At 51.3% G+C, this 16469-nt stretch carries 13 protein-coding genes; 3 read left to right on the top strand and 10 right to left on the bottom strand.

All coding sequences use genetic code 11. The features are described 5' to 3' along the window. Positions 1 to 2: 2 nt before the first annotated feature. From oppB to ACX8ZY_RS09325, 4 genes are all read right to left on the bottom strand, one after another. Entirely contained in the window at positions 3 to 923 is a 921-nt protein-coding gene (oppB, locus tag ACX8ZY_RS09340; RefSeq protein ID WP_010244379.1) for an oligopeptide ABC transporter permease OppB, read from the bottom strand. A 92-nt stretch (positions 924 to 1015) separates the two neighbouring features. After that, positions 1016 to 2656, bottom strand: a complete 1641-nt coding sequence (oppA, locus tag ACX8ZY_RS09335) for an oligopeptide ABC transporter substrate-binding protein OppA (protein ID WP_010244375.1) — start codon at positions 2654 to 2656, stop codon at positions 1016 to 1018. A 156-nt stretch (positions 2657 to 2812) separates the two neighbouring features. Continuing rightward, entirely contained in the window at positions 2813 to 4438 is a 1626-nt protein-coding gene (locus tag ACX8ZY_RS09330) for an ABC transporter substrate-binding protein (RefSeq protein ID WP_421665367.1), read from the bottom strand. 582 nt (positions 4439 to 5020) lie between these two features. Beyond that, positions 5021 to 5668, bottom strand: coding sequence for a YchE family NAAT transporter (locus ACX8ZY_RS09325; RefSeq protein ID WP_010244367.1), 648 nt, complete (start codon positions 5666 to 5668; stop codon positions 5021 to 5023). A gap of 459 nt (positions 5669 to 6127) precedes the next feature. Here ACX8ZY_RS09325 and adhE point away from each other — a divergent pair, with 459 nt between their 5' ends. Continuing rightward, entirely contained in the window at positions 6128 to 8815 is a 2688-nt protein-coding gene (adhE, locus tag ACX8ZY_RS09320; RefSeq protein ID WP_010244364.1) for a bifunctional acetaldehyde-CoA/alcohol dehydrogenase, read from the top strand. A 68-nt stretch (positions 8816 to 8883) separates the two neighbouring features. Here adhE and tdk read toward each other — a convergent pair whose 3' ends face one another. After that, on the bottom strand, positions 8884 to 9504 hold the full coding sequence (gene tdk / locus ACX8ZY_RS09315) for a thymidine kinase (RefSeq protein WP_010244362.1): 621 nt from the start codon (positions 9502 to 9504) through the stop codon (positions 8884 to 8886). A 409-nt stretch (positions 9505 to 9913) separates the two neighbouring features. On the opposite strand from tdk, the gene hns reads away from it, so the two are divergent. Then, complete coding sequence (gene hns / locus ACX8ZY_RS09310; RefSeq protein WP_010244359.1) at positions 9914 to 10321, top strand: histone-like nucleoid-structuring protein H-NS; 408 nt, start codon at positions 9914 to 9916, stop codon at positions 10319 to 10321. Positions 10322 to 10408: 87 nt separating this feature from the next. Here hns and ACX8ZY_RS09305 read toward each other — a convergent pair whose 3' ends face one another. From ACX8ZY_RS09305 to rssA, 5 genes are all read right to left on the bottom strand, one after another. Continuing rightward, positions 10409 to 11416 (bottom strand): NAD-dependent epimerase, encoded by a 1008-nt coding sequence (locus ACX8ZY_RS09305; RefSeq protein WP_010244357.1) that lies wholly within the window; start codon positions 11414 to 11416, stop codon positions 10409 to 10411. Between the two features lie 14 nt (positions 11417 to 11430). Then, positions 11431 to 12771: a UDP-glucose dehydrogenase family protein gene (locus tag ACX8ZY_RS09300; RefSeq protein ID WP_003852248.1), complete on the bottom strand. Its 1341-nt coding sequence runs from the start codon at positions 12769 to 12771 to the stop codon at positions 11431 to 11433. Positions 12772 to 12793: 22 nt separating this feature from the next. Next, positions 12794 to 13702, bottom strand: coding sequence for a UTP--glucose-1-phosphate uridylyltransferase GalU (galU, locus tag ACX8ZY_RS09295; RefSeq protein ID WP_008925296.1), 909 nt, complete (start codon positions 13700 to 13702; stop codon positions 12794 to 12796). A 193-nt stretch (positions 13703 to 13895) separates the two neighbouring features. Then, positions 13896 to 14912, bottom strand: coding sequence for a two-component system response regulator RssB (rssB, locus tag ACX8ZY_RS09290; RefSeq protein WP_010244345.1), 1017 nt, complete (start codon positions 14910 to 14912; stop codon positions 13896 to 13898). A 99-nt stretch (positions 14913 to 15011) separates the two neighbouring features. Further along, a complete protein-coding gene (gene rssA, locus ACX8ZY_RS09285) occupies positions 15012 to 15917 on the bottom strand; it encodes a patatin-like phospholipase RssA (RefSeq protein WP_010244341.1) in 906 nt (301 codons plus the stop codon). Between the two features lie 96 nt (positions 15918 to 16013). Between rssA and ACX8ZY_RS09280 the strand changes: the two genes are divergently transcribed. Then, a complete protein-coding gene (locus ACX8ZY_RS09280) occupies positions 16014 to 16469 on the top strand; it encodes a YchJ family protein (RefSeq protein WP_029519106.1) in 456 nt (151 codons plus the stop codon).

Here is a 16469-nt window from a genome sequence, read left to right as displayed (position 1 = left end):
AATCAGTAACGAATTTTGGGATCGATAACGGCATAGAGCACGTCAACAATCGCGTTGAATACGATGGTCAGCAAACCCACCAGAATGGTCAGGCTCATCACCAGTGAGTAGTCACGGTTCAGGGCGCCGTTCACAAACAGCTGACCGATGCCCGGCAGACCGTAGATCGACTCAATCACCATCGACCCGGTGATGATGCCGACAAATGCCGGTCCCATGTAGGAGATCACCGGCAGCAACGCCGGTTTCAGTGCATGACGCATTACAATGCGGCGCAGCGGTAAGCCTTTGGCGCGCGCGGTGCGGATAAAGTTGGAGTGCATCACTTCAATCATCGATCCACGGGTGATACGCGCGATACTGGCGATGTAAGCCAGCGACAGCGCCACCATCGGCAGCAGCATGTAGTTCCACTGCCCGCCGTTCCAGCCGCCGCCCGGCAGCCACTTCAGGGTGATGGCGAACAGCAGAACCAGCAACGGCGCGACCACGAAACTGGGTATCACCACGCCGGTCATTGCCACCCCCATCACCGCAAAATCCCACAAGCTGTTCTGTTTGAGCGCAGCGATAACTCCGGCCGTGACGCCAAGTACCACCGCCAGCAGAAACGCGGCCAGGCCAAGTTTGGCCGAGACCGGGAACGCATGCGCGACCAGGTAGTTGACCGAATAATCTTTGTATTTAAAGGATGGGCCGAAGTCGCCGTGCGCCAGCTGCACCAGGTAATCGACATACTGCTTACCGATAGGATCGTTGAGGTGATATTTCGCCTCAATGTTGGCCATCACTTCCGGTGCCAGGGTGCGCTCGCCGGTAAACGGGCTGCCGGGCGCCAGTCGCATCATAAAGAAGGAGATGGTAATCAGGACGAACAGCGTCGGTAGCGCTTCAAGCAAGCGACGCAGGATGAATTTTAACATTGCCGTACCTACCAGGCTGTTGCTTCACAACATATAAAAAAAAGTAAAAGGCGGCGCCAGACGCGCCGCCACTGCTGATAGCCTGAATGCTATTAGTGTTTGATGATGTAGAAGTTTTTATCCAGGGTTTTATCCAGTGGATCTTTACCGGTATAACCGCCGACATAAGGTTTCACCAGACGGGTATTCACGTAGTAGTAAACCGGGACGATGGTGCTGTCTTTATCCATGATCTGCTCGGCCTGCTGATAGTCAGCTGCACGGGCTTTAGCATCCGGGGCCTTAATCGCGTCGCGAATCACTTTGTCAAACGCATCGCTCTTATAGTGCGAGGTGTTACTGCTGCTGTTGGACAGCATGGTGTTCAGGAAGGAAGTCGGTTCATTGTAGTCCGCACACCATGCCGCACGGGAAACATCGTAGTTACCCTGATGACGGGTATCCAGGAAGGTTTTCCACTCCTGGTTTTCCAGCTTGATGTTCACGCCGATATTTTTCTTCCAGATCGACGAGGCGGCAATTGCCAGCTTCTTGTGCAGATCGGAGGTGTTATAGAGCAGGTTAAAGGTCAGCGGTTTGTCGGCGGTGTAGCCCGCTTCTGCCAGCAGCTTTTTCGCCTCGGCATTACGCTTGTCCTGTGACCATTTGAACCAGTCTGGCGGCAGAATGTCCATGCCGTCGGTCGCTGGTGGCGTGTAGCTATAGGCAGGTTTCTGGCCCTGCGCCAGCACTTTATTCACCATGATGTCACGATCCAGGCCCAGCTTCAGGGCAGCGCGCACGCGCGGATCGGTGAATGGCGCTTTCTGGTTGTTGATTTCGTAATAATAGGTGCAGAGATATGGATCGACGTGCAGCTCTTTACCGTTGTCACGCTGCAGCTTTTTAAACAGCTCAATCGGCAGGTTGTTATAGGTCATGTCGCTGCCGTTCTCGGAGAAGTAGCGGTTAACGTCACTGACTTCTGAACTGATCGGCAGGAAGGTGACTTTGTTCAGCACCGTATGCTCATTGTCCCAGTAGTTCGGGTTACGCACCAGGGTGATACGTTCGTTAATCACGTGCGCTTCAAGCTTAAAGGCACCGTTGCCGACCCAGTTCTGCGGCTGCGTCCACTGATCGCCAAATTTCTCAATCGCCGGTTTGTAAACCGGTGACATGACGGAGTTAATCAGCAGCTTATCAAAATAGGGAACCGGCTCACTCAGGGTGACTTCCAGCGTGTGGTCATCAATAGCTTTTACGCCCAGATCGGTAACTGGTTTTTTACCGGCGATGATGTCATCGACGTTCAGGATATGACCATACTGCGGATAGCTGGCATACGGTGAGGCGGTTTTAGGATCGACCAGACGCTCCCAGCTGTAGACGAAGTCCTGCGCGGTGACCGGCTCGCCATTGGACCATTTGGCATTTTTACGTAAGTGGAAAGTCCACACTTTGAAATCTTTATTTTCATAGCTTTCCGCTACGGCCGGGATCGGTTTACCGTTGCTGTCATTGACCAGCAGACCTTCGTAAAGATCACGCGCTACGTTGTCTTCCGGCACACCTTCAATTTTGTGCGGATCGAGCGACTGCACTTCATCGCCATTGCCGCGAACCAGCTCCTGTTTTGCGGCCAGCTCAACGCCCGCAGGCACCGTTGCTGCGAAAGCCGCATTCCCTGCCAGGGCACTCACTGCGGCGAAAACGCCCGCTGCAATCAGGCTTTTTTTCGTGATGTTGTTCATTATTACACTCCAGTTTTATTTTCGTCACCGTGGCGATGCTCTGCCCCGGCGTCCCCCGTCTACGGGCTCCCTGGCCTGTTACCAGGGAGATTGACCCCAAAAAGTGGTCTGTTTGCTGATGCGCTTTCCGACTGTCTCGCCGAACAGGCGATCAGATCAGTGTTTTTTGATGAAATAGTACTTCAGGTCTGTCATGTCCTGCGGGTCTTTGCCCGTGAAGCCGCCAACCCAGGGCTTCACCAGGCGCACACTTACGCGGTAGTAAACTGGCACAATTGGTGAGTCTTTGTCGAGTTGTGTTTCAGCCTGCTGATACAGGCCGGCGCGCTGCGCCTCGCTGCCCGCCGTCAGCGTCTCCGCCATCAGACGATCAAAGGTCGCGCTGCTGTAAAACGCGGTGTTGATCGAGGCGTTGCTGATCAGCATGTTCAGGAAGGTTGAGGGTTCATTGTAGTCAGCACACCAGGTGGCGCGCACCACGTCATACTGCGCCTGATGACGGGTCTCCAGCATGGTTTTCCACTCCTGATTCTGCAGCGTCACCTTAGCACCCAGGTTTTTCTGCCACATCGACGCGGCCGCAATCGCCTGCCGTTTGTTCTGATCGGAAGTGTTGTAGAGCAGCGTAAAGGTCAGCGGATGGGCAGCATCAAAGCCGGCCTCTGCCAGCAGCTTCTTCGCGGCTTCATTACGCTGCGCCTGCGTCCAGGTGAACCAGGCAGGTGGAGTGAGTTTGATACCGGCGGTAAAAGGCGGCGTCAGGCTGTAAGCCGGAATCTGCCCCTGGGCCATGATCTTATTGGCAATCACCTCGCGATCGAGGGTCATCTTCAGTGCGGCACGCACCCGCGCATCGGTAAACGGCGGCTTTTTGTTATTAATCTCGTAGTAGAAGGTGCAGAGCAGCGGGCTGACCTTCACTTCATCGCCCAGCTCTTTGCGCAGCTTGCCAAACATCTCTGGTGGCACCGCACTGTTGGTAATATCTGTGCCGCCACTGCGGTAGCGATTAATATCGCTGTTTTCAGACGCGATCGGCAGGAATGTCCCCTGTTCAATCACGGTGTGCGCATTATCCCAGTAGCGAGGATTACGCTTCACGACAATTTTTTCATTCACTACCCAGTCGCTTAGCGTGTAGGCGCCGTTGCCGATGTAGTGACCCGGGCGGGTCCAGGCTTCGCCCCACTGCTTAATGGCTGGCTCATAAACCGGTTTCATCGCCGTATGCGCTAACATCGCCACCAGGTAAGGAACAGGTTCACTCAGGGTAATTTGCAGCCGATGGGCATCCAGCGCCTTCACGCCCAGCTGATCGGGTGACGCTTTACCGGCAAGGATGGCATCAATATTGGCAAAATGGGCTGCCTGCAGATAGCTGGAGTAAGGCGACGCGGTTGTCGGGTCCACCAGACGGCGCCAGCTGTAGACGAAATCAGTGGCGGTAACCGGCTCACCGTTGCTCCACTTCGCATCCTCCCGCAGATTAAAAATCCAGACGGTGGGTTGCGGGTTTTCCCAGCTTTTAGCGACGCCAGGAACGACCTGCCCGCTGTTATCGGTATTGACCAGGCCGTCCAGCAGGTTGTGAATAATATTGGATTCCGGCACGCCTTCGGTTTTATGCGGATCCAGCGAGGAGACTTCACTGCCGTTATTGATCACAATCTGTTGCTCCGCGGCCAGTGTTGTACCCGGTGCCACCGTGGCGGCATAGGCCGGCGAAAAAGCCATTAACAAAACGACTGCGAGTGTTGACCGCTGCTGCTGCAAGTTCTTCATCCCAATCATGCGAAACGCCAACCTTAAATTAAGTATCCCGACAGGCTTAAGCAAAAAGCGTTCTCACTTTGGGCTTTCGGAGAAAAAATTTTACGTTGGGCCAAAAATTATCAGAAGCCGCGAAGGCGCGCCAAAGCAAAATAGCTAAAATGTTAACTAATTCTCTTTTATCATGAGAAGTCAGGCAGCGGAAGTGTTAATTTTCGTCCTGAAAATATCATATCGATATGAAAAATAGACTATTTAGCTGGAAACCCCTCTTAAGAGCGGAAAGCAGCGACAAACAGCCTCTTTTTTGGCACTTATATTGGATAATGTGGCTTCAGCGTGATGAAATTTAAGATAGCGTGATTATTCTGGCAGTTTGTGAGGCTTACACGAAAATAGAGAGCAGAATATCGTGTGAAAATAGTGACATTATTTTGCAGAAAAAAGTCTGTGAGCCAGCGCGCAGTAATGAAATTTATAATTGCCTGATTCTGTTAAGCACAACGAATAATTGCATCGTAATGGTGCATAAAATGCCCCTACTGCACCATTACGGATCATTATTTCACTTCACTCTCTGAAATAAGTAGGCGTTTAATTGAGTAAGCCGGGAAAAATGGACTTCATGCCGGTGACAACAAATTCGATGCCCAGTGCCATCAGTAACAGACCCATAATACGCGTAATGACGTTGATACCGGTCTGGCCAAGAATACGCACCATTAACGGCGCGGCCCGAAAGAGTAACCAGCAGCAGAATGCAAAAATGGCAATCGCCAGGGTGAACCCCAGCAGATTTATCCAGCTGTGGTAGCGGGTGCTCCAGACAATGGTCGAGCTGATAGCACCCGGCCCCGCCATCAGCGGCAACGCCAGCGGCACAACCCCCACACTTTCACGAATCGCCGTTTCTGACTTCTCCTGCTTATTCTGCTTATCTTCGCCCAGCTTGCCGCTGATCATCGACATCGCAATGGTGACGACCAGGATCCCACCCGCGATGCGGAAGGAGTCAATCGAGATGCCAAACACATGCAGAATCGCATCCCCAAGGAACAGTGACGTCCAGAGGATAATAGCAACCGCCAGATTGGCAGTGAGGTTGGTTTTGTTACGCTCAGCCACCCCCTGATAACGGGTCATGCTGATGAAGACCGGAATAATTCCCACCGGATTGACCAGCGCAAAGAGCCCGACAAAAAATTTTATATAGCCTGATAAATCTAACAGCGCAGGGTTCACGACTTTACTCCGTACCACAGGGGGGAAAACGCGCCTAATGTATGTGAAAACAGGCACGGACGCCAGATGCTGACTCAGCTATTTATACTGTTGAATGACGGACCATCCAGCGCTTTACCCCAGAGATTAAAAAGTGACTGGATTTAGCCGCTACCAGGCTGATGACGTGAAGAGGTAACCAATTTGATAAACAAAGGGCGTAAAGGGGAGCTGAAAGGTGTCAGCTTGCGGTTAAATTGATCTGCATCAAAATTGCCCTACCCCAAACCAGGTAATCTTTTCGCAACGGAAGTATTAGCGGCAGCGAAGAAAACCTCACTGACTGCAACAGAAGACTAGTTCAGTAAACAGTTGAAAATCCGGGCGTTCTGACCCAGTCCAACGCCTTATGGCAACGTGACTATACTCAGGGCGCAGGATTGTTTACTAAAAAAGTTTAACTTCCTTCAGGAGAACACCATGGCCGTAACCAATGTCGCCGAACTTAATGCACTGGTTGAACGTGTAAAAAAAGCCCAGCGTGAATATGCCAACTTTTCTCAACAACAGGTCGACGCCATCTTCCGTGCCGCCGCCCTCGCCGCCGCAGACGCCCGAATCCCGCTTGCCAAGATGGCCGTTGCCGAATCAGGTATGGGCATCGTCGAAGACAAAGTGATCAAAAACCATTTTGCTTCAGAATATATCTACAACGCTTATAAAGATGAAAAAACCTGTGGTGTGTTAGCCACGGATGATACTTTCGGCACCATTACCATCGCCGAACCTATTGGCCTGATTTGCGGTATCGTCCCGACGACCAACCCCACTTCAACCGCCATCTTCAAAGCATTAATCAGCCTTAAAACCCGTAACGGCATCATTTTCTCTCCCCATCCACGCGCCAAAGATGCGACCAACAAAGCTGCAGACATCGTATTGCAGGCGGCGGTGGCTGCCGGTGCGCCAAAAGATATTATCGGCTGGATCGACGCACCTTCCGTTGAGCTGTCAAATCAACTGATGCATCACCCTGACATCAACCTGATTCTCGCCACTGGCGGTCCGGGCATGGTGAAAGCGGCTTACAGCTCCGGTAAACCTGCGATTGGTGTCGGTGCGGGTAATACGCCGGTCGTGATTGATGAAACCGCCGATCTGAAACGTGCGGTTGCGTCGATTCTGATGTCGAAAACCTTTGATAACGGGGTTATCTGCGCCTCTGAACAATCGGTGATTGTGGTTGATTCAGTCTATGACGCGGTGCGTGAACGTTTCGCCAGCCACGGCGGTTATATGCTGCAGGGTGCCGAACTGAGTGCGGTGCAGAATATTATTCTGAAAAACGGCGGCCTGAATGCGGCTATCGTTGGCCAGCCAGCGTTCAAAATTGCGGAGATGGCCGGTATCAGCGTGCCACCGAGCACTAAGATTCTGATTGGCGAAGTGAAGCTGGTGGATGAGTCTGAGCCGTTCGCCCATGAAAAACTCTCACCAACCCTTGCGATGTATCGGGCGAAAGATTTCCAGGATGCGGTCGCGAAAGCAGAAAAACTGGTCGCCATGGGCGGTATCGGCCACACCTCATGTCTCTATACCGATCAGGACAACCAGACCGAACGCGTTCACTACTTCGGCGACAAAATGAAAACCGCGCGTATTCTGATCAACACCCCCGCCTCGCAGGGTGGTATCGGCGACCTCTACAACTTTAAACTGGCGCCGTCTCTGACGCTGGGTTGTGGTTCGTGGGGCGGAAACTCTATTTCAGAGAACGTCGGTCCAAAACATCTGATCAATACCAAAACTGTCGCCAAGCGAGCTGAGAATATGTTGTGGCATAAACTTCCTAAATCCATCTACTTCCGTCGGGGTTCACTGCCAATTGCGCTGGAAGAAGTGGCAACGGATGGCGCGAAACGTGCCTTTATCGTCACTGACCGCTTCCTGTTCAATAACGGCTATGCCGACCAGGTGACCCGTGTGCTGAAATCACACGGCATTGAAACGGAAGTGTTCTTCGAAGTTGAAGCTGACCCGACGCTGAGCATCGTGCGTAAAGGTGCTGAGCAGATGAACAGCTTCAAACCGGATGTCATCATCGCGCTGGGCGGTGGCTCACCGATGGATGCCGCGAAAATCATGTGGGTGATGTACGAACATCCGGAAACTCACTTCGAGGAGCTGGCGTTACGTTTCATGGATATCCGTAAACGTATCTACAAGTTCCCGAAAATGGGTGTCAAAGCGCGCATGATTGCCATCACCACCACATCCGGTACCGGTTCTGAAGTCACGCCGTTTGCTGTAGTGACCGATGATGCGACGGGTCAGAAATATCCGCTCGCTGACTACGCACTGACGCCTGATATGGCGATTGTCGATGCCAACCTGGTGATGGATATGCCGCGTTCACTCTGCGCCTTCGGCGGCCTGGATGCCGTGACGCATGCGCTGGAAGCTTATGTTTCAGTACTGGCGAATGAATACTCTGACGGACAGGCGCTGCAGGCACTGAAACTGCTGAAAGAGAATCTGCCAGCCAGCTATGCCGAAGGCGCCAAAAATCCGGTGGCGCGTGAGCGCGTACACAATGCCGCCACTATCGCCGGTATTGCATTTGCCAACGCCTTCCTCGGGGTTTGTCACTCAATGGCGCATAAGCTGGGTTCAGAGTTCCATATCCCACACGGCCTGGCCAACGCCCTGTTAATCTCTAACGTTATTCGCTACAACGCGAATGACAACCCGACTAAACAGACCGCTTTCAGCCAGTACGATCGCCCTCAGGCGCGCCGTCGCTACGCCGAGATTGCTGACCATCTGGGGCTGAGCGCACCAGGCGACCGCACCGCGCAGAAAATTGAGAAGCTGCTCGCCTGGCTGGATGAGATCAAAACTGAACTTGGTATTCCGACCTCTATCCGTGAGGCGGGTGTGCAGGAAGCGGACTTCCTGGCGAAAGTCGATAAACTGGCCGATGATGCGTTTGATGACCAGTGTACCGGCGCTAACCCACGTTATCCGCTGATTGCTGAACTGAAACAGATTATGCTTGATACCTACTACGGTCGTGAATTTGTCGAACCGTTCTCAAGCGTAGCCGAAGCCATTGCTGAGCAGCCGGTAAAAGGTATTAAGCTTGAGAAGAAAGCCAAAAAAGTCTGATAGTGCCGTTCTGACTGTCTGATAAAAAAACCCGCCTCGGCGGGTTTTTTATTGCCTGAACAATAGGGTTAATTCAGCGGAGTCTGAGCGCCATGGATCGCCTGCAACGATCCCTGCTCTATCGCCTGTTTATAATGCTTACGGCAGACTGAGATATAACGTTCGTTACCGCCAATCACCACCTGCTCACCCTCACTGAAAGGTTTGCCCTCGCTATCCAGTCGCAGAACCATACTGGCCTTGCGCCCACAGTGACAAATAGTTTTGAGTTCAACCAGCTTATCTGCCCACGCCAGCAGATACTGACTGCCAACAAACAGTTCACCGCGAAAATCCGTTCGCAGACCATAACAGAGCACAGGAATATCAAGGTCGTCTACGACATCTGACAGCGCTTTAACCTGCTCACGGGTCAGGAACTGACTCTCATCAACCAGCACGCAATGAACAGGCTGAACGGCATGTTCAGCAGCGATGTCGCTGTAGAGTGATGTCTCTGCGTTGTATAGCAAGGCCGGTGACGATAGTCCGATACGGGAACTCACCTGCCCGGCACCAAAGCGATTATCGATTTCAGCGGTGTAAACCAGTGAACGCATGCCGCGCTCATGATAGTTATATGAGGATTGTAGCAGTGCGGTTGATTTCCCTGCATTCATGGCAGAGTAATAGAAATAGAGTTGAGCCATCGGCGCGTATCTTCATCAGGACTGAATGGAATGGCGCGCATATTACCACAAAGCGGCGGCAATACGTTGCGGTTGATGAGTGAATAAAGTGTAACGGCTGGCCGTTTATTCCTCTGCATGCCGTTTCCAGCGCCTGTTATGTGCAGTGCCGAACGGGATAAGTTTTGCTTATTTTACCCGCAACAAAATCAATGACATTTTTGTTGCTGACCTGAATACATTAAATTTATTTGATATCGGACTAAAGGAAAATATTTTTATTCTGCACAACTGTGCAATTTTCTGGTGAAAATTATTTTTAGTCACCTGGGTAATTAGTGATATACATATTTTTATGATTGCAGTTATTTTATGTCGCCACTACTATTAGCGGGCAACACAACTTTTCCCTTATTCAGAGACCAGGACAATGAGCGAAGCACTAAAAGTTCTTAATAATATCCGTACGCTGCGCGCCCAGGCCAGAGAGTATTCCGTTGAAATACTGGAAGAGATGCTGGAAAAGCTGGACGTAGTAGTAAAAGAGCGCCGTGAAGAAGAGTCTCATTTTCAGGCAGAAAATGAAGAACGCACGCGTAAACTTAATCAGTATCGTGAAATGCTACTGGCTGATGGTATTGACCCGAATGAACTGATTAACACGCTGACCGACACACGGACTGCGGCAAAAGGTAAACGCTCAGTACGTCCGGCTAAATATGGTTACACCGATGAAAAAGGCGAGTCCAGAACCTGGACCGGTCAGGGCCGCACACCGGCCGTGATTAAAAAAGCGCTGGAAGAACAGGGTAAAAAGCTGGACGATTTTTTACTGTAAAAAACCGCAGGGTGACTGCCTTCCTGGCAGCCAGATGCGCAATAAAAAAGGAAGCCGGAGCTTCCTTTTTTTCTTTTAAGCAGATACTCAGACGCGGTAAAAGTCGCGGTACCAGTCCACAAAGTTTTTAACGCCCTCTTCGACCCCGGTCTGCGGTTTGAATCCAATTGCCTTAAACAAGGCTTCGGTATCCGCACTGGTTTCCAGTACATCTCCAGGCTGCATTGGCATCAGATTTTTCTTCGCAGTAATACCCAGGGCTTTTTCAATCGCTTCGATATAGTTCATCAACGTGACAGGCTGACTGTTTCCAATATTATAAACACGATAAGGCGCTGAACTGGTTGCCGGCGATCCGGTTTCAACTGTCCAGTTGTCGTCCTGTTGTGGAATAACATCCTGCAGGCGAACAATGGCTTCAGCAATATCGTCAATATAGGTAAAGTCGCGTTTCATCTGGCCCTGGTTATAAACGTCAATCGCCTCACCGGCAATCATTGCTCGGGTGAATTTGAATAACGCCATATCCGGACGGCCCCACGGGCCATAGACCGTAAAGAAGCGCAATCCAGTGGTCGGCAGCTGATAGAGATGCGAGTAAGTGTGTGACATTAACTCGTTGGCTTTTTTGGTCGCTGCATATAAAGAAACCGGATGATCAACGCTATCTTCGGTTGAGAACGGCATCTTGCGATTCAGACCATAGACTGAACTGGATGAGGCGTAGAGCAGATGTTCAATTTTATGATGACGGCAACCTTCAAGGATATTGAGGTGACCCGTCAGATTGGAGTCTGCGTAGGCATGAGGATTTTCAATGGAATACCGGACACCAGCCTGAGCGCCAAGATGGATAACGCGCTGGAATTTTTGCTGATCGAACAGTGACGCCATTGCGTCACGGTCCGCCAGGTCCATCTCAATAAAAGTAAAACCAGGATCGGCCTTAATTAAATTGAGACGGGCATGCTTGAGATTTACGTCGTAATAATCATTCAGGTTGTCGATACCGACAACCTGGTGACCGGCGGCCAGCAGACGCTGGCTGACATGAAAACCAATAAAACCTGCGGCGCCGGTGACCAGAAAGTTCATAAATCCCTCGTTAATTATGCAGTTTGAATAGACGCTCCGCGGCCGATTGCATAATAAACGAAACCGCGTTTGCTGATACGCTCTGGATCATACAGGTTACGACCATCAAAAATCACGGCTTCTTTCAGTGCATTTTTGATGATGTCGAAGTCAGGCGCACGGAAGTTTTGCCACTCCGTACAGATGACCAGACCGTCAGCGCCCTGCAGTGCGGCTTCTTTGGTACCCATCAGCTTAAGATCGCTGCGGTGACCGTAGATACGCTGTGCTTCATCCATCGCTTCCGGGTCAAACGCCTGAACAGATGCGCCAGCTTCCCAGAGCGTTTCCATCAGCACACGGCTGGAGGCTTCACGCATGTCGTCAGTGTTCGGCTTAAATGACAGGCCCCAGAGCGCAAACGTTTTACCTTTCAGATCGTCACCAAAATGACGTTTGATAAAGGTTGGCAGTTTGTTTTTCTGGTTGTCATTCACATCTTCCACGGCCTGCAACAGACGTGGCTGATAGCCAATTGACTCAGCGGTACGGATTAACGCCTGCACATCTTTCGGGAAGCAGGAGCCGCCGTAACCACAGCCAGGATAGATAAAGTGGTAGCCAATGCGGGGATCGGAACCGATGCCCTGGCGTACTTTTTCAATATCCGCGCCTAAACGTTCAGCCAGGTTAGACATCTCATTCATAAAGCTGATTTTGGTGGCCAGCATGCAGTTTGCTGCATACTTGGTCAGCTCTGCGCTGCGGATATCCATCATGATCATACGATCGTGGTTACGGTTAAACGGCTCATAGAGCTCGCGTAACAGTTCTACCACGTCGTCGTTGTCAGTACCGACAACGATACGTTCTGGACGCATACAGTCATTAACTGCAGCACCTTCTTTGAGGAATTCCGGGTTAGATACCACATCAAAGGTGATGTTGGCGTCACGCGCTTTCAGCGCTTCCGTCATTACCGCACGAACTTTGTCTGCTGTGCCAACCGGAACGGTTGATTTGTCGATAACCACTTTGTGATCGTTCATATGCTGCGCAATGGTGCGCGCTACGGCGGTCACATATTTCAGATCGGCAGAGCCGTCTTCATCTGGTGGAGTACCAACTGCAATAAACTGCATAACACCATGGTTTACGCCCAGCTCAGCATCAGTGCTGAACTTCAGACGACCCGCTTCGTAATTGGACATTACCAGCGGCGTTAAACCTGGTTCGAAAATAGGAATGATGCCTTTTTTCAGATTTTCGACTTTGTTTTCGTCGACATCAATGCAGAGAACGTCATGTCCGACTTCGGCTAACACCGCAGCCTGAACCAGACCGACATAGCCGATACCAAATACAGTGACTTTCATCGAGTTATCCTGTGTTTATGAATTACTTTTTGTTGCCAACTGCGCCATCGAGCCATTCAGAAAAATCTTTGCCCAATACCGGATGACGAACACCGTACTCAACGAAAGCCTGCATGTAGCCCAGTTTGTTACCACAGTCATGGCTGACGCCTTTCAGGTGATATGCTTCAACTGTCTCTTTTTCCATCAGCATTGCAATGGAGTCAGTCAGCTGAACTTCGCCGCCTGCACCTGGAGGCGTTTTAGCCAGCAGTGGCCAGATCTCTGAAGAGAGAACATAACGACCTACAACGGCCAGGTTTGATGGGGATTCTGACGCTTTAGGCTTCTCAACCACACCGACCATTGGTGCGCTGTCGCCTGGGTTCAGTTCTGCGCCCTGGCAATCGACAACACCGTATGCAGTCACATCGGCAACCGGCTCAACCATGATCTGGCTGCGGCCAGACTCTTCATAACGGCTCAGCATCTCTGCCAGGTTATCTTTGGTTGGGTTAGATTCATATTCGTCGATGATGACGTCTGGCAGGATAACCGCAAACGGCTCATCACCGATCAGTGGGTGTGCACACATTACAGCGTGACCCAGACCTTTAGCGATGCCCTGACGAACCTGCATGATGGTGACGTGTGGCGGGCAAATTGACTGGATTTCATCCAGCAGCTGACGCTTAACGCGTTTTTCCAGCATTGATTCCAGTTCGAAGCTGGTATCAAAGTGGTTTTCGATGGCATTTTTTGATGAATGCGTTACCAGCACAATTTCGTTGATGCCAGCAGCGATACACTCGTTAACGACATACTGGATTAACGGCTTATCAACCAGCGGTAACATTTCTTTAGGAATCGCTTTGGTAGCCGGGAGCATACGCGTACCCAAACCCGCTACCGGGATTACCGCTTTTTTTACTTTGGTATTATTGGCAGACATTAAGATACCTCTCTTATAGGCCGTTCAAGTTAATACTTGATATGTCGGTTTAAAATCGGAAATGAGTATATCAGTTAGTATCGAACGGATTTATCCTGGAAGGCACCAAACCGTCGAAATTAAGACTATTACCCAACTGTAAAGCTAAACTCTGGCCCTGTCCTCAGCGCCAGAATTCCTCTGTTTTTACGGCTTATTCTTCCGTCGATAGCATCAGCCGAATGCGCCCGCCCGCGCCCCAGACGTGGCATTGCCAGTTTTCTGCGCGCTGACTGATCTGGTTAAGATGGGTGCTGCCCATAGTGCCAAGGGGGACACCATTGCTGAGCTGAATCTGATGGGCATGAACATGGAGTGTGGCGTTCAATCCGGCCGAAACCAGAATTAAGTTCTTTAATCCGCGATGATAGTACCCAACCAGTAACGGGAACTGGCCGCTCAGGTTCGCCTGGCGCAGTAACAGATTGACCTGTCTGAGCAGCCCATTGAGCTCGGGCAGACGCTGTTTCTGCCCGGTCAGTTGCTCCTGCAGCAGGCCATTGAACAGCGCCCGCAGCAGCAGCGCTGCCAGCACGCCATTATCACCGGCACGGGTCACGTCCAGACAGTAGAACGCCAGATCTTTATCGGAGAGCGCCGCGATATCAAGCACCAGCCCAGGCTGCTCGGCCATCGTCAGCTGACGATAGTTAACCCGGCAGTTGGCAATAGTCTGCTGCACCGGTGGCTGGAGTTGCTTGAGCAGCTTGGCAGCCGCTTTAGGATCACGAACCAGCGCATCCCAGTCCTGGAACAGTTGTTCATCCTCTTCCACTTTCGAAGTGAACATAGAGGGATAGAGACACTCATAGACCGCTTCACGGAAGCGCTCAAAGTTTTTAAGTGGTTTAAGCAGCACATCCTGCACCCCAAGACGCAATACATGCGCAATATCCGACATGTTCTCGGTTGCTGAGATGATTAAAATCGGCACGATGTTGCCGCGGGTACGAATGTGCTCAACGAACTGGATGCCGCTCATGCGGGGCATTTCCAGATCGCAGATAATCAGGTCGACAGTATGCTGTTGTAGTTGTGCAATTGCTTCCAGACCATCTTCCGCTTGTAACGTCACAGCACCCATCGATAACAAAAATTGGTCCAGCAACGAACGGAAAACAGCCTCATCTTCGACAATGAGTATCTTTTTGCCGAGTAGTGGTTTTTCCATTCTTTCCCCCTGCGTACCAGATATTTCAATAGTGGTTCATAAAACGCAGTTGCGCCTTTAAGAATTGGCTGAAGTCACCGCTTTGAATGAACAACCTGATTATCTGCCACGGACCAGTGGTAATAGTTCATCCATTTTCTTCTCTACGGCGGCCTTGCCAGCTTCAATGGCTTCCTCAGCACGATGAAAGTCCAGCGTCGAAATTTGCGGACAGACCGGCTGAATCAAAACATCGGGCGGATCGCCTGCCATGCGATTCCGCTTCAGGCGATTTTCCAGCACCTGGATAGAGGTGGACATAATCTCCATCGCGCCAGGTGACTGAGACGCACGGCGCTGACTGAAATTCACCAGACGCTGACGCAGCTTCCCACCCCAACTCAATGCCGCTGCGGCGGCTTCTTCTTCGCTATTCTGTGGTGTCACGGAAAAGAGATCCTGCTGCATTAAATGCGCGTCATGCTGCAAGTCAACGGCGATAACAATGTCTGCCCCCAGGGCACGGGTAAGTGAAATCGGCACCGGGTTGACTACGGCACCATCCACCAGCCAATACCCATTGTAGCCCACCGGCGGTAATAAACCTGGCATACTGCATGAAGCGCGTACTGCCTGATGCAGATCGCCCTCTGTCAGCCAGAGTTCACGACCGGTACTGAGGTTAGTCGCCACCACGCCAAAGGGTTTATGACAGTGCTCTATCGTGTCATTGGGGATCAGCTGACGAACATGGCTAAAGACCCGCTCACCGCGCAGCAGTCCGCCACGCTGCCAGGAGACATCCATCAGGCGAATAACATCCCAGTAGCGAAATGCACTGACCCATTTTTCCATCAGCGGCAGGCGGTTATTCACATAGGCAGATCCGACTAATGCCCCGACAGAGCAGCCTGCAACGACGTCGATCTCAATACCTGCACGCTCCAGCGCGTTGATCACGCCGATGTGCGCCCATCCTTTGGCCGCTCCAGAACCCAGAGCCAATCCAATTTTTACCTTTCTCATTTCTGTCTGGTCCTGCCGTCAATACGTAGCATCACAACACGGGGTCAGCTAACATAGCGCGCTTGTAAAACCGACCCATCATTCCCGGGAGATAATGTGTCAGAAACCTGCCCATGTTGTAGCGGAGAGCAGTATAGCGTATGTTGCGAGCCCTTTCTTCAGGGTAACCAGATTCCTGTTACAGCTGAACAACTTATGCGATCCCGTTATTGCGCTTATGTTCAGCATAATGCGGACTATCTGGTTGCGACCTGGCATCCTGAGAAGCGTCATCCGGCGCTGTCAGGGCTTTTATCTGAAAGTTTTCCAGGAACCGACTGGCTCAGCCTGAATGTAACCCGTTGTAATCATGGAAGCCATGAGAACGAAGCTTTCGTTACCTTTTTTGCGCGATACCGCGAGAAAACCAACATTCAGGCCATTCATGAATGTTCACGCTTTCTTCGCGAGGATCAACGCTGGTACTATGTTGACGGTACAGCACCGCCCGTGGGGCGTAACGATCGCTGCCCGTGCGGCAGTGAAAAAAAATACAAAAAATGTTGTGGTTAA

It is taken from the genome of Pantoea sp. XAF26B01_ASV70, from assembly GCF_054512635.1.
The sequence above is the reverse complement of the archived record's forward strand: the minus strand, read 5'-3'. Positions and strand labels throughout refer to the sequence as shown.